The sequence below is a fragment of the Moritella yayanosii genome (assembly GCF_900465055.1).
GTDB lineage: Bacteria > Pseudomonadota > Gammaproteobacteria > Enterobacterales > Moritellaceae > Moritella > Moritella yayanosii.
In genome coordinates, this window is sequence record NZ_LS483250.1 from 345,238 (window position 1) to 360,236 (window position 14,999).

The 14,999-nt window shown below is 38.8% G+C and carries 14 protein-coding genes; 5 read left to right on the forward strand and 9 right to left on the reverse strand.

Annotated features, from left to right (window positions below):
* Positions 1-183: 183 nt before the first annotated feature.
* Positions 184-861: a metallophosphoesterase gene (locus tag MORIYA_RS01575; RefSeq protein ID WP_112712122.1), complete on the forward strand. Its 678-nt coding sequence runs from the start codon at positions 184-186 to the stop codon at positions 859-861.
* 12 nt (positions 862-873) lie between these two features.
* On the opposite strand, the gene MORIYA_RS01580 is transcribed toward MORIYA_RS01575, so the two are convergent.
* Positions 874-2,772, reverse strand: coding sequence for a DUF3413 domain-containing protein (locus MORIYA_RS01580; protein WP_232011463.1), 1,899 nt, complete (start codon positions 2,770-2,772; stop codon positions 874-876).
* 81 nt (positions 2,773-2,853) lie between these two features.
* Positions 2,854-3,084: a YejL family protein gene (locus MORIYA_RS01585; RefSeq protein ID WP_112712124.1), complete on the reverse strand. Its 231-nt coding sequence runs from the start codon at positions 3,082-3,084 to the stop codon at positions 2,854-2,856.
* Positions 3,085-3,164: 80 nt separating this feature from the next.
* Here MORIYA_RS01585 and yejK point away from each other — a divergent pair, with 80 nt between their 5' ends.
* On the forward strand, positions 3,165-4,199 hold the full coding sequence (yejK, locus tag MORIYA_RS01590; protein ID WP_112712126.1) for a nucleoid-associated protein YejK: 1,035 nt from the start codon (positions 3,165-3,167) through the stop codon (positions 4,197-4,199).
* Between the two features lie 58 nt (positions 4,200-4,257).
* Here yejK and MORIYA_RS01595 read toward each other — a convergent pair whose 3' ends face one another.
* Both MORIYA_RS01595 and MORIYA_RS01600 read right to left on the reverse strand, forming a co-directional pair.
* Positions 4,258-4,755 (reverse strand): hypothetical protein, encoded by a 498-nt coding sequence (locus MORIYA_RS01595; protein ID WP_112712128.1) that lies wholly within the window; start codon positions 4,753-4,755, stop codon positions 4,258-4,260.
* A gap of 203 nt (positions 4,756-4,958) precedes the next feature.
* Positions 4,959-5,369, reverse strand: a complete 411-nt coding sequence (locus MORIYA_RS01600; protein ID WP_112712130.1) for a hypothetical protein — start codon at positions 5,367-5,369, stop codon at positions 4,959-4,961.
* A 433-nt stretch (positions 5,370-5,802) separates the two neighbouring features.
* Between MORIYA_RS01600 and MORIYA_RS01605 the strand changes: the two genes are divergently transcribed.
* On the forward strand, positions 5,803-6,102 hold the full coding sequence (locus MORIYA_RS01605; RefSeq protein ID WP_112712132.1) for a Dabb family protein: 300 nt from the start codon (positions 5,803-5,805) through the stop codon (positions 6,100-6,102).
* A 79-nt stretch (positions 6,103-6,181) separates the two neighbouring features.
* Here MORIYA_RS01605 and metE read toward each other — a convergent pair whose 3' ends face one another.
* The gene (metE, locus tag MORIYA_RS01610; RefSeq protein ID WP_112712134.1) at positions 6,182-8,464 is read right to left on the reverse strand and encodes a 5-methyltetrahydropteroyltriglutamate--homocysteine S-methyltransferase; all 2,283 of its coding nucleotides are present in this window, start codon (positions 8,462-8,464) and stop codon (positions 6,182-6,184) included.
* Between the two features lie 193 nt (positions 8,465-8,657).
* Here metE and MORIYA_RS01615 point away from each other — a divergent pair, with 193 nt between their 5' ends.
* Positions 8,658-9,575 carry a LysR family transcriptional regulator gene (locus MORIYA_RS01615; RefSeq protein ID WP_112712136.1) on the forward strand — a complete coding sequence of 306 codons (918 nt, stop codon included), beginning with the start codon at positions 8,658-8,660 and terminating at the stop codon, positions 9,573-9,575.
* 95 nt (positions 9,576-9,670) lie between these two features.
* Here the strand turns inward: MORIYA_RS01615 and MORIYA_RS01620 are convergent, their stop codons facing one another.
* From MORIYA_RS01620 to MORIYA_RS01635, 4 genes are all read right to left on the reverse strand, one after another.
* Positions 9,671-10,468 (reverse strand): response regulator transcription factor, encoded by a 798-nt coding sequence (locus MORIYA_RS01620; RefSeq protein ID WP_112712138.1) that lies wholly within the window; start codon positions 10,466-10,468, stop codon positions 9,671-9,673.
* A gap of 398 nt (positions 10,469-10,866) precedes the next feature.
* Positions 10,867-11,757, reverse strand: a complete 891-nt coding sequence (locus MORIYA_RS01625; protein WP_232011464.1) for a hypothetical protein — start codon at positions 11,755-11,757, stop codon at positions 10,867-10,869.
* Between the two features lie 298 nt (positions 11,758-12,055).
* On the reverse strand, positions 12,056-13,534 hold the full coding sequence (locus MORIYA_RS01630) for a sensor histidine kinase (RefSeq protein WP_232011465.1): 1,479 nt from the start codon (positions 13,532-13,534) through the stop codon (positions 12,056-12,058).
* Positions 13,524-14,228, reverse strand: a complete 705-nt coding sequence (locus MORIYA_RS01635; RefSeq protein WP_112712140.1) for a response regulator transcription factor — start codon at positions 14,226-14,228, stop codon at positions 13,524-13,526. The genes MORIYA_RS01630 and MORIYA_RS01635 overlap by 11 nt, the downstream gene beginning before the upstream one ends.
* A 214-nt stretch (positions 14,229-14,442) precedes the next feature.
* On the opposite strand from MORIYA_RS01635, the gene MORIYA_RS01640 reads away from it, so the two are divergent.
* Complete coding sequence (locus MORIYA_RS01640) at positions 14,443-14,898, forward strand: hypothetical protein (protein ID WP_112712142.1); 456 nt, start codon at positions 14,443-14,445, stop codon at positions 14,896-14,898.
* The last annotated feature ends 101 nt before the right edge of the window (positions 14,899-14,999 follow it).

Below are 14,999 nucleotides of genomic sequence, written 5' to 3' on the forward strand. Positions count from 1 at the left end.
TAGTTATCATGGTATGTACCATACTGTAGGTACGTAGTTAAATAATACTAGTAAAATTACGAGGCGGTGATGTTTGGAGACGCTTTCCTTTATTAAATCGTGTTAGCGCTAACTAATCAGGGTATTAATGTGAGGGTTATCTCAAAAATAAAATATTGTTGGATATGTCTAATGAGGTAGCAAATGCAAATACATAAAAATATACCAGCTAATCATAAAGGGCAGGATTTTTTTGTGGGGGATATCCATGGTGAATATGATTTGTTATTAACAACATTAGCTCAGTGTCAGTTTAATTTTGAATGTGATCGCTTGTTTTCTGTTGGTGATATTGTTGATCGTGGCGTTGACTCCATTGCCTGCCTTGAATTATTGCATAAACCTTGGTTTTACGCCGTTCGTGGTAATCATGAAGAGATGTTGTTAGCGGATGAAGGCAGTGAATTGGCTCGTATACATCGTAATGCGGGTGGTGAATGGTTTTTTCAGTGTTCATCACAAGAACAATCTCGATTAAAGGCCTTGGTTGAACAGTATTGTCCCTTTGCTTTTACGATTGAATCTAAGTTTGGGGATATTGGTGTTTGTCATGCAAGTTCGCCGCTATATTGGTCTGCGCTACAAAATGCGCATGTAGATAATATTGAGCTATTAAAAGATTGTGCTTGGTCGACAAAACAATATCAACAGGTGAAAAAAGGGGAAGTATTTCATATTAACGAGATCACATTTGTGATTCATGGGCATGTAAACTGCGCAAGAGTCACAACGAATTTAAACCAATTGTGGATTGATACGTTAATGCGGACAAGACGATTAACGATCCTGTCCGCACAACAAGCCTATATGGTGATAGCTTAGTTATTTATTTATTTATTTTAACTCGTCATTCTGTATTTGCGCTGGCGCTGCTTTGTAAAAGTAGTTTAGCTCAGCAAGAATCTGTTTAAATTGAGTTTCATGGATAGCTGTTCGCGGAATAGATTTGTAATCAGTACGATTTCGAACATCATGATTACCTTGACGGCTGAATAGACCTTGATAAGAGAATAATGTGATCGTGTCTTTTTGCAGTATTACAAAGTTATTTTTATCGCCGAGCAGTTGCCATGTTTTAAAGTGACCAGAAAAAAGGTCAATACCATTGCTGTAATCTGAGATTGGGTTCTTGACTGCTGCAAGGTTACTCAAAATAGTCGGGACTAAATCGGTATGATTAGTATCCTGTTCTATCACGCTTGGTGTTTTACCTGGCCACACAATAAAGAGGGGTACTTGAGTTTGATACGTGGAATAATTACTGCCATATCCCCACGAGTGATCTTCTGAATCATTAAATTCATTACCGTGATTAGCGGTGAAAATAATGACCGTATTATCATATTGTTTCGATTGTTTTAATTCATAAACGATTTTAGCGACGGCTTTATCAATATAACTCACACTATTTCGATAACTGTTAAACAATGCGATTTGACGGTTAATTGCTTGGCTATTTAAGTCTTGAATATTAGGGTAGAACAACGCAGGGAAACCATTAGGCGTTTCCATATTTTGTACTGATTGTAAACTAACGTAGGCAAACCAAGGCGTTGACTTATCCTGCTGTTTTATCCAGCGACGTGTTTCCCGCACTGTTTCATTATCTCTTTTTGTACCCGCTACTATTGTCGTTTTGGGGCCTGCCAAATTAATGAATGTGGTTTGTTTTTGTTTGTGTTTAGTTAACGCTTCAGTGTTAAAGATACCGAGGTTATAGCCCGCCTGAACGAAGTAATCGAGCATGAACGGTGGTTTTGCTGATGTCTCGATATCATCCCAATATTGTGGGGCGAGACCATACATGATCCCGAAGTTACCTAATAAATCATTATTGCTGGTACTAAAATGATTATTAAATTGTTGGCCTTTACGCGCCAATTTAGACATTTCAGGCATCACACTGTCATTAAGCATATCTGCTCTAAGTGCGCTGATGTTGATTAATAACACATTCAGTTTTTTATTGTCGTTATTAATCAGCAGTGGATTCTTAGGGTAATCAAGGCGAGAATCAGATTTCTTTCTGGTATCACTGATACGTTTATCAAACGCTTCTTTGTCTAACCAACCGTATTTAGCCAGGAAGGTTCTTGCTGTCATTGGGTAAGCGAGTGGGAAGTTGGCTTTCTGTGCCGTAATAGGTCGGTAAACTGCGGCATCAGCCCACATATGCAGTAGGTGTCCAGTTAAGAAGCAGCAGAAAAAGAAGATGGCAATAATAGGGCCAAGTTTAAAACGGCTTAACGGCCTTAATTTATGCCATAGAAAGCTTGAAATAAGTAACTCAAGTAAGAATAAGAAAGGCACGAAAACAAAGAGGGATTGCCAATCTGAATTGAGCGTTTGTTCACTTTCGCCCAGCAGTATCTCAAAGATAATGGGGTTAATGTGTAAATTGTAAAGTTTAAAAATCTCAGTGTCAATAATTAACAGAGATAGTCCCACGGTGGCAAATATGACCGTTAGAAAGCGTAATGTGCGTGGGAAAGGTATCAGAAAACTGATCGGGAAGATTACCACCAGATACAGTATAAAGATAATAAAACTGAAATGACCAAGCAGACTAATAAGAGAATAGACTTGACCAAGCATAGTTTCAGGCCATTCGGCGATGAAAAGGTAACGTGATGCAAGTAAGATAGCCAATAAAATGTTGGCTAAGCTAAACCAATGACCCCAACTAATAATCTTGGAGACTTGATCGCGATAATGATGTCCTGTTTCTAGCATAAGTTAAACTGCAGTCTCATAGTGCTTATATTGTGTAATGAGTAAAAATAAATGACAAGGCATCCTTGCCTATCATTTTAATTAATGTGATGTATCGTTAGACTTTACTGACGCAACAAGCGCTTTAGCAAATTTTTCAGCAACCGCTTGGCGCTGTTTTGGTGATAAAGATGCGTTGATGATGTTCGCAGCTGCATTACCAAGAACCATTAAGCCAAGGTCTAAGGGTGCTTCGTGTTTTTCTAGTACATCAATAACTTCATCAATAACTTTTTCAACTTTATCACTTTTGTATTTAGAAACTATAGGCATAATGTAATCTTTTAATGTATGAATGGGCAAAGATGCTTATAATACCTCACAGAATTCATTAACTCTAATACTTTAAATATATGCAGCTAAAATTAAATAACATTATTCTACATTCATTGGCCTTTAATACAGAAGGTGAGCTGAAATGTTACCCACGCAGTGAAGAACTGGCTAATTCACAACCTGTTGAAGAACTTGCAAGTGAATTGCATCGTATTTATAACGCCAAACCAGCAAAAGGTTTTGGTTATTTTAAATGTACTGAAGAAGACAGTAGCCGTCTACCTTTTGAAGTTGAACTGCGTAAATTCATCGATGATGAAAGTAATTTCGTTGATTTTTCAAGCGTAGCATCAAATTTGTTGGTGGCTGAGTTACTAAAATATGACTTCGGGACACAAGGTATTCTGTCTTTTGTGCATTATAACTGGATGGCATCTGATTACCTTATCGTTGCGTTATTGGAAAATAAAGACAGTGTAATGGTGACTGAACAACTTGACCTCAGTAATACGCATTATCTTGAACTGTCTAAAGTGCAGCTTGCCGCTAAAATTGATTTGACGGAGTGGCGACAAAATAGCGACTCAAAACGTTATGTATCATTTATTAAAGGCCGTGTGGGACGTAAAGTATCTGATTTCTTCTTGGATTTTCTTGGTTGTACAGAAGGTATGGATGCCAAATTACAAAATGCGGGTTTAATGCGCGCTGTGGATGAGTTCTGCCACGTTGCAGAACTTGACGCCGAAGAATCAATACAAGCACGTGAGCAAGTTGCACAGTACTGCAACGAGCAAATTAAAGAAGGTAATGAAATTGAAATCAAAGATTTATCCGATCATTTAGCGGATGTATCATCACGTGATTTCTATCAATATGCTTCTGAAGCTTATGAACTTGAAGATAGCTTCCCAGCCGATCGTGGTGCGGTACGTAAATTGACTAAATATGTAGGACAGGGCGGTGGTCTCAGTATTAGCTTTGATCAGAAATTGATGAGTGAACGTATTAGCTATGATGCACAAACGGATACGCTAACAATAGTTGGTATTCCGCCAAACTTACGTGAACAACTTATCCGCCGAAGTATCTCTGGCGAAGAGCATGAATAAGATATAATTCGATATTTTAACAGGGTGGTAGCGATAGCTATCACCATGTTATTCGAACCTACTCGATCAATTTATTATCAATAGACCTTACTTGTTTTAGTCCCCATTCCCCCTTGATTGCTACTTTTAGCATCATATCTAAAAAAATATGTAAACCATTATTATCGAGATCAAGGCAGATACCGTGATTTTCCCGAGAATAAATATATAAGGCGACCAGATTCTCAGGTTTTTTATCTAAAGATATCCGTGTCGTTAGCAGCGCATCAGGTTTGGCTGGTGTTGATTTTTTCTGTATTTCAGTTCTACCTGCTGCATCATGCAATGCTTGCTGGTGTTTATCCGCAAATGACGCTTCTTGGTTAGTTTTATTTTCTTTGTATAACGATTGAATTTTATCTAACTCAAATTGCAGGGTTAACTCTGCGTTGAGCATTTCTAATAGTTTTTTGCACATGTGCCGAGTGAGCCACCATTGAGGATGATTTATATTATTAGACACGATGAGTAACATGCGATCTTCAACAGGGTTATAAGTTAAGCTTACTTGGCTCATTCTTAGTCCTTACTGGATGGTATACGTTTTTTGATATTACTTAATAGTAGTTTTTACATTGTAAAGTGCAAACGCAAATAAAAAACAGTTTTCAGGTGATTATAATGCAGATTTGATAGATATGCACTAAGGGGAATGAACGGGAAATGGATAGGGAATAGGGGGACTAGCCCCCTTTAATCAATTATGCAGTCAAAGTATTATTATGCTTCAGCGGTTGCTTTTGCGGGTGCTTTAATCACTTTTTGTACTTTTGCTGGTTCAGTTTTTAGTTCACTGATCATAATAGCAAGTAAGTCAATTTTGTTTTCTACTTCATTCAATTTTTGACCTTGAACACCAGTAAAACGGCTAGTAATGCTTTGCGCTTTAGTTTCAATTGATTCTAAAGAGATTCTTTTACCTAAAAATGCAGAAACCTGTTCTTTTACTTTAGGCTCAACTTGCGTACCGCGCTCAACTAGAGATTCAAAAAATTGAGTTGCTTTATCTGATGACTTTGCTGCTTCATCAATGATTGTGCCATAAACACCAAAACCTGCAGTGATAGATGTTTTTGCTGTTTCTTTTGCGACATTGTAGATAGTTTCTACTTGGTTTAGTAAGTTAGCCATGATGATCACTCCTAGTGAAAGTATTTAGGTTAAGGTTTTTTTCAACTGAGTTAATCATATTGGTTTTATTTAGAAATCACATTCCAGAGCGAATAAAAGATGACAAATTGTAAATAAAAAATGCATTACCTTAGGGGTATTAAAGTTTACTTCGGTAATATCATAAAATCGGATGTACGCTCTAGACCAATAAAGGCATATGGGCGTCTTTTTCATTTTATGCACTTATATAATGATAATGGTGATGAATGTGTATTCCTAAACTATAATGCACATTTGTGATTCTTATATGACAATTTTGTGAAATATTGATATTCATCCAGCTAAATAGGGGATTTAAAGTTATACTTTCGCATTCTTCAAATGCCCAGGTTGCTTAGGTAAATTGTTGCTTGGGTGAATTATTCGTTTGTTAATTAAGGATGGAACAATCATGGCGTTCAAACATATTGTGATGTGGACTTTACTCGACACTGCTAATGGTAATGATAAAAGCACCAATGCTAAATTAGCTAAAGAGGCACTTGAAGCGCTTAATGGTCAGATTCCCGGGTTACAACGTTTGGAAGTGGGTATTGATTGTCTGCAAGGTGCGGGTTCTTACGATTTAGTATTAATTGCTGATTTAGATTCTCGTGAAACGTTAGCTCTATATCAAGATCACCCTGCGCATCAAGCTGTGTTGCCAATGATGAAAAGTATTACTAGCCAGCGTGCAGCTGTAGATTATTAATACCTATTTATAAAAATATAGATTGATAAAGGAGAGCGCGCGCTCTCCTTTATAGTCCGGGATATTGGATTGATAACGCTTAGTTAGAAAATGTATCGCGTAAGTGATGTGCAGCCGTCACCATGTTCTTCAATGCTGCTTCTGTTTCTTTCCAGTCTCGTGTTTTTAGACCGCAATCAGGGTTAACCCATAAACGTGCCACATCGATGTATTCACTGGCATTGGTGATTAACTGCGTCATCCACTCTACACTTGGTACATTTGGCGAGTGAATATCATAAACACCCGGACCAATATCATTTGGGTAACTAAAATCGGTAAAGGCAGATAACAGTTCCATGTTAGATCGTGAGGTTTCGATCGTGATCACATCTGCATCTAATGCGGCAATTGACGGCATAATGTCATTAAATTCGCAGTAACACATGTGAGTATGGATCTGGGTATTATCCCTTACACCTGACGCACTGATACGGAAGGCTTTGGTTGACCAATCTAAGTATGCTTGTTGCTCGCTTTTACGTAGTGGTAGTCCTTCACGCAGCGCTGGTTCGTCAATTTGAATCACTTTAATCCCTGCATGTTCTAAATCAACCACTTCATCACGAATGGCCAGTGCGATTTGATTGGTTTGTTCTTCACGGCTGATATCATCGCGGGCAAATGACCAACATAAGATTGTGACGGGGCCTGTTAGCATACCTTTCATTAGCTTGTTGGTTTGCGCTTGAGCATATTTACTCCAAGCTACTGTCATCGGGGCCGGGCGAGAAATATCACCAAAGATGATGGGCGGCTTAACGCAACGCGTACCATAACTTTGTACCCAACCATAGTTAGAAAATGCGAAACCATCGAGTAGTTCCCCAAAGTATTCAACCATGTCATTACGCTCAGGTTCACCGTGTACCAGTACATCTAGCCCGAGTGCTTCTTGGCGTTTGACGACATCTTTGATCTCTGCTTGCATCTTGGTGATGTATTGATCTTGGCTGATGATATTTTGTTTAAATTGATTACGCGTTTGACGAATATCACTGGTCTGTGGGAATGAGCCAATGGTTGTTGTTGGGAATAGTGGTAAATTCAATTCTTGCTGCTGGCTTGCAATACGCTGGGTAAATGGACTATGCCGTTGTGCATCTTTATCGGTAATTGCAGCCACACGTTCTTTAACCGCTGCGTTGTGAATTCGCGAAGACGTTGCTCGAGATGCAACAACAGCTGTTGATTCCGTTACTCTTGTGGTTAATTGCTCCGAATTATCACCGTTTAGCAACGCATTGATGGTGCTAACCTCGGTTAATTTCTGTGTCGCATAAGCTAACCAAGATTTAAGCTCGGTATCGAGTTTGGTTTCGTTATCCAGATCAACTGGGCTATGTTGTAATGAACATGATGAAGCCACCCATAAACGTTCACCTAACGTTGCTTTCGCTTGTTGTAATGAACTTACTGATGTTGCTAAATCGTTACGCCAAATATTGCGGCCATTGACGATACCTGCGGATAAAATAGCGTGAGCAGGCAGTAACGCTAATGCGGTGTCTAACTGCTCCGGCGCACGTGATAAATCAATATGGAAGCCCGCAACAGGCAATGAGAATGCTAATTTTGCATTATCGCCTAACGCACCAAAGTAACTGGTGAGTAACAGTTTGTTGCTACCTTTAGCTAATTCAGCATAACTGGTTGTCAATGCCTGTTGCCATTCACTGGTTAGATCTTGAACGAGAATAGGTTCTTCAATTTGTAGCCATTCAACACCTTCAGCGGCGATGTTAGCAAGTAGTTGCTTATAGGTTGCTACAAGTTGAGGTAGTAATGTAAGTTTATCAAAATCACTGTTGGTTTTACTTAACCACAGGTAGCTTACCGGACCTAGCAGATTGGCTTTAATTGGGAAACCAAGTGCTTTTGCTTCTTGTAGCTCTTCAATAAGTTGGTTGTAGCTTAACGCGAACTTTTGGTCTGCGTTTAATTCTGGAACAAGATAGTGATAATTAGTATCAAACCATTTTGTCATTTCACATGCCGCCACTTGTTGACCGCAACAAGGGCTAGAACCACGCGCCATATTAAACAGCGTATCAAGGGTGATTGTTTCTTCTTGATGGCGCTCTGGGATCACACCTAAGGTCGCTGACAATGCCAATACTTGGTCGTACCAAGCAAAGTCACCCACAGTGATGAAGTCTAGCCCAGCATCAATTTGCTGCTGCCAATGTTTAGCGCGTAGTTGTTTACCAACAGTTTCTAACTCAACTTTGGTGATGTCATTTTTCCAATATGATTCAATTGCTTTTTTTAATTCGCGGTCAGCACCGATACGTGGGAAACCTAATATGTGTGATTTAGCCATCTGTAACTCCCTTTTATTAGATGTATTTGTATGCTCTGTCTTATGTCTTATGCATAATTAAAAGCCGTTTAGATGGCTAAAGTATTGAATATTATTTCACATGAATCAAATTCATATTTTTACTGATTAAGTTGAAATTAATTGATGTTGGCATTATGCTAAATTTAGTCATTCGTTTAAAAGGGAATTAACGATGCTCGAAGTTAAGCATTTGAAAACGATTATTGCATTAGAAAATACTGGCTCATTAGTCGAAGCATCTGAAAGTCTTTATATGACGCAATCAGCGTTATCACATCAGATAAAAGATCTTGAAGACCGTTTAAATACCGCGTTATTTATCCGTAAAACCAGGCCATTACGCTTTACCGTTGCAGGGGAGCGGGTACTTAAACTGGCCAAATCAGTGTTACCTATGTTCACCAACACTGAACGTGATATCAGCCGTTTGTTATCCGGTAATGCTGGGCGTCTACATATGGCTATCGAATGCCACAGTTGCTTTCAGTGGTTAATGCCGGCAATTGATGTGTTCCGTGACCACTGGCCAGAAATCGAGCTTGATTTGACCTCGGGCTTTAGCTTTGCCCCTTTGCCAGCATTAAAGCGGGGTGACGTAGATTTAGTAGTGACGTCCGATCCCCAAGTATTATCCGGTATTCATTACGAACCGCTGTTTAGCTATCAGCCGATGCTTGCGGTCAGTCACCATCATGCTTTAGCGGATAAAGCGTATATCGAGCCAGAGGATCTGAGTGATGAAACGTTGATCACGTATCCTGTAGAGCAGGAACGGTTAGATATCTTTAATTTATTTTTAGATCCTGCAGGGGTTTCCCCTCATGCCATTCGACATGCGGAATTAACCATCATGATGTTGCAACTGGTGGCGAGTGGACGCGGTGTTGCGGCATTGCCAAATTGGGCGTTAACAGAGTATTTAGAGAAAGATTATATTTTAGCTAAACCGCTTGGTGAAGACAGTTGTTGGACAACGCTATACGCGGCTATTCGAATTGAACAATTAGAAATGCCTTACATGGTTGAGTTTTTAAAAGATGCTAAAGCCAGTTCATTTCAGCAGTTGAAAGGGATAAAAATAGTGAATTAACAAGTTGTTAGCCTTGAGATTCAGAGGGCGCTCGTTAATATGAGCGCCCCCGTGTTATTACTTGGGATATTAATTAAAGCCGAAAGAAGCGTAAGTTATTGTTCATTCAACAATTGTTTCACAAGCATTCTAACCGTATCAATATCAAAAGGTTTATCACAAAGTGCAGAGACACCAGCTTGTTTTACCGCGCTTAACTGCGCACTGCCTTCTTCAGATGTGACCATCAAGATTGGTAGGTAGGATAATTCTGGGTTTGTTCTGATCTTCTCAACTAACTCTTTGCCATCCATTTCTGGCATGTTGTAATCGGTCACAATCAAATCGAAGGTGTTTTGTGCCAAATATTCTAATGCTTCAACGCCATTTTCAGCGGTTGTCACCCCCACAATACCCATACTGTAGAATACACGACAGATATGCTTTCTTGCCGTTAAACTATCATCGACAACAAGTATTTTTAATGTGGTTACATCGTATAAATCCAGTTCCATTTCTTCTGGTTCAATGAAGCTAAGCGTGGCATTGAGGGCGCGTTGTAAATCAATAAATTTAAACGGCTTGGGTAAAATTGCGATAGCGCCAGCTTGTTTCACTTTATCTAACACAGAAAATCGTTGTTCACTCGAAATGAGCATAAAGGCAATATCTTCAGTGAGAATATTTGATTTAACGAATTCAGCAAGTTCAGCCCCTGAACCATCTTCAAAATACATGGCACTAATGATCAAATCAGGAATGAATCCAGTCAAACTTTGCTTTGCTTGTGCGATTGAGGATACACATTCGATGTTATCAACACCGGCATCCTGCAATTGTGTAGTGATAAACCTGCTTTGTGTAGTGGAAGGCTCAATTAATAAAATAGACAGGTCACGAATTTCAAGACTCATATGATCCCTTTTTATATAAGTTTATATTACGACTAAGTAGCCAACATCATGGCAAATATGACTTTATAGACACTATAAATTATCGAGACCGACTAAGCTAGTGTCGCTCTACCGCGATGCAGCGTGACCTTGATTACTCATTTGTAATGGCTGGCATTTGATAGTTGTCAATGCATTGATTTTTAAAATAGTTTAAGTTATTTCTATTAGATTATTAGCATAATCGTGGGGATAAAATAAAATGACCAGGATCTTCTTTGTATTGTCAGTATGGCTATTAGTGAGTTGTCGTAAATCACTCGATATTAACTAGACCTTGATGTAGTTAAGGTTAAGGTTAAGGTTAAGGTTAAGGGGGACACAACTTGAAAATACTGTGTCCCGGCATTATTAATTGTTCAGTACTCGTTGTTCACTATTGAGTTTGTCGTTACTTGTGTCGTTTCAACCGTTACATCTTCAGTTGAGGTTTCGATGAGGTTGTTTTCGATCTTAGTTTCGGCATCGTCAGTAATGGCGACATCACTCTCTTCTGTTACAAACTCAGCTAACTGAGCTGACAACTCACGCTCAAAGGTACTTACTTGTGCTTTGTATGACAGGTTAGACAGATCTTGGTTTAAAAATTTAAGCCCTAGACCTTCTAATGTAGCACGATAGTGTAAAACAATTTCTTCACGCTGGTTTTTATCTAGGTTATTGATCCAGTTAACATCGGTTGCGATATGTTCAGCACTTTGTATCTCTTTTTTAATCTGGTTTGCCGCGTCTGTGAGCGCCGTTGTGTCACGTGGTGCAGTCGTGATAACGTTATCAAGCTGCTGTAAACCCTGTAAAACCGTATTGTAACTCTGAGGAATTAATCGCTTATTTAACTGATGGAATTGCTTTTCTAATGGGGAATAATATTCTGCGATCACTATGTTGATTTCGAGATCATGAACTTTTTTCTGTATTCTATCACGATCAATTTTTTGTCTTGATACGGCTCTATTTTTTTCAATATTATTAATGAATTGAATGATGTTTTGGTTAATATTGTTGAGCTCCCTTTGCCATTCCTTACCGACTTTTGGGGTCAGGTATTCAATATCAGCTAACGGCTGAGCTAAAATTGTCGTGACTTGGTGCTTGATTTTTTGCGCTTGGATTAATTGTATACTCACTTCTGCAATACTCGCCAATACTGCATTCTCTGATGGGCCACCAAAGAAGCCCTGGTTGTTTGGATCAAATCTATTCACTAGTTTGCGTGTACTCACTAAGTCTTGTTGATGATTGCTTGTCAAAGCTAGCACAACCTGTGACAAGCGTGACGAATAAAACAGTATGAGTGAGTTTAAATATTCGCATATAGATCCATCCTAAACGAGTGTATTGAAAGTCGTCGTAACTTAGTTTTTTATATAAAATTAGCATGAATTAAGGTATTTGCAGGCTGAATGAGGTTAACTCGTGATAATTATTTTAATCTATGCGCTAGGACGAATAAAATAAGAGAGAGATTGAATGTGGTGCTTTTTTTTGACAGAATTGTTTAGAATAAAACCGGCAGCTTAGCCAATAAAGACTAAGCTGCCGTACTATTTACATGCTCCCATTATATGCTCCACTTGTCGGTAAGCTAAAACTGAACGTTGTACCTTGGCTCAATACACTCGATACTGAGATCTTGGTATGATGTAATGACAGTAATTTCGCTACGATAGCGAGTCCTAATCCAGAGTTTCCTTGTGGACCATTGACGGTATTTTTGGCTCTGAAATGGGCATCAAAAATATGTGCTACATCTTCTTTTGGTATACCCATACCGGAATCGGCAATACTGATGATCAACTGATTATCTTTCGGTTGTAACTGGATCTTAATACTATCACCGGGTCGGCAGTGCCTTAAGGCGTTATCCACCAGATTGGTTAATACCCGCTCTAATTTAGCAATATCGGCAATTGCTTGTAGGCTCGGATCTTTAGGTTCAACTGACAAAGTGATGTCTTTTTGTTGTGCTTGTAGTTGGAACTTATTCAAGACGTCCTGCGCAAGTTCGGCAACGGCCACAGGTTCTTGATATAGGCTCACGGTATTACTGTCTAGCTGAGCGAGTTCGATGATCTGCTCGACAAGACGCTGTAATTGGTTCGCATTCTTTTGCGCGACTTGAATAAAGTCACTGCCAGCAGCCTCTGGATGTTGTATTAGCCAAGTTTCAAGATACCCTTTTAATGAGGCTAGTGGGGTTTTGAGATCGTGAGAGATATGTGAAAGCATTTCTCGACGCAGTTGTTCTGTGGATTTAATTTGCGTTAACTGCTTGTGTATCTTATTTTCTAATGATGAAAAATTATTATGTAAATTAATTATCTCATTAGCGGCGTATTGATGCGGTGTTGATGTTGAAACCGTGGTGAAGTCATTTTTGACAAAATTAGTAATATCTTGATCTAGTTGAATAATTGGCCTGACGAGTCGTGCAAATATGAAGACTAACAACGCGAAGGCTAAGGCGAAGAAGATGACTAGGGCTGCAAGGAGCTTATACATATCACTGTCGAATGCTAAGTTATTCACAATACTGTCGTATTTATCTCCGCCGAGAATAACAAAAACATAACCAATTTGTTGATGGTCTTTAAATATAGGGGCTGTTGAAAAGAGCTTTTGCTGATCGAGACTTCTTGGGTTATCAGCATAAATAGGATAGTTAACCCCTTTAATAAAGCTATCTAATGGTTTTATATTAATCGTATCCCGTTTGATCTTACTTGATTCGGCGGCATATACTAATAATTTACCTTGGTTATCGGTGATGTATATTTCATAACTAGGACCAAGCAGCATTAAGCTATGAAAGGCGGGTTTTAGTGCTGTTCGACTAATATCACCTTGTTGTAAACCCTCAGAATAGTGGATGATTTGTTGAGCTAAATTTTTGTGTAGGGTTTGTTCTACGCGGGCAGAGTTGGTATCGGTAATTGCACAATAAATAAAAAACAAACCTGCAGTCATAGTGACAAACAAAATAATCAACGGGAATGTGATCTGCCCTAATAAGGATCTATGTGACATCGTTGACCTCCAGTTTATAACCAACGCCCCACACAGTTTTGATGTAAGTGGGTTTTGCTGGATTTGGCTCAATTTTGTTTCTTAATCTATTCATGTGTGAGTTGACGGTATGCTCATAACAGTCGTTATGATAATCCCATACTTCGGCAAGTAATTGCTCTCTGCTATATACTCGGCCTGGCGATTTAGCTAAAAAGGCTAATAATGAAAACTCAGTACTGGTTAGTGTGATTAACTTTTTATTTCGATACACACTATGCGTTGCTTGATCTATGATTAAATCTGCAATCCTAATTTGTTCAGGTTCGATATTATTTGTTGCTTGCACATTACTACGACGCAGCAGGGCTTTAACCCGAGCCTGTAACTCTAATACACTAAATGGTTTAGCAAGGTAATCATCAGCACCGGCTTCTAAGCCTTGAACACGATCGAGCTCTTCTGTGCGGGCGGTTAATATCATGATGGGCACGATGGCATCATTGATTCTTATTTTTTTACATATATCGAGTCCATCCATATCAGGTAGATTTAAGTCTAACAAGATAAGTTGAAACACATTGTCGCGCAGTTGCTGAAATGCATCTTTAGCGTTATGGCAACAAGTCACTTTTTTGCCAATCATTTCTAGATTAATGCGAATTAAATTAGCGATATCTTGCTGGTCTTCGACCACCAATACATGTGTATCCATATGTGTCCTTGTATCTATTACGTCATCTTGGTAACTATGTGTATAGATAGTTGCAACTGCAAAAAACAGGGCGTATTAGCCTTATTAACTGCGATCTATGTTGGTTTTTTGGCAACTGCTTGTATTGATATTATACATCTGTGAGTTTATTCATGCATTTTTATTTATATTGGCTACCGTTACATTATAACCCCCGCAAATAGAGTGTAACAGCATGCTTGGTCAGATAACTGAAATTGATAAATTAATCTTGTTGTATCAATTTGAAACTCAAGGCGAACTAGTGTCTGAATCCGTGCTTGATATTTCTGACGAAGAAGCGCGTTTTATACGTACTTCTGGCGAGTATATTTTGTGGGAGGCGGGTAAGCGTGATTTTGACTACTCTGAAGTTGCGAACTCTCATTGGCTAGAAACAACGTACTGTGGTCAAGCGGCTAAATTAGACTGTTTACAAACTCGTGATGCGGTCTTATGCCCTTTGTTTATGAGTGAGCAATTCCATGGCGAGTGGCATATCCATAATGGTTTTTTACGGATGAATATAGAGTCACCACATCATCATATCGAATTATTCTCGGTGGCCAGTTATGACAGTAATATTCATTCATTATTGCTGTTTAAGGATAAACAGTTAGCAGGATCGGCAAATATAACGTTAATGGTGTAGGAATAGTGGCGGATTACAGAGTCCGTTTTTACGGTTTGATATGTAAAACCATTTGATTTGATAGCCATAGCTGATTAATCATCATTTAAACGACCGTTTTA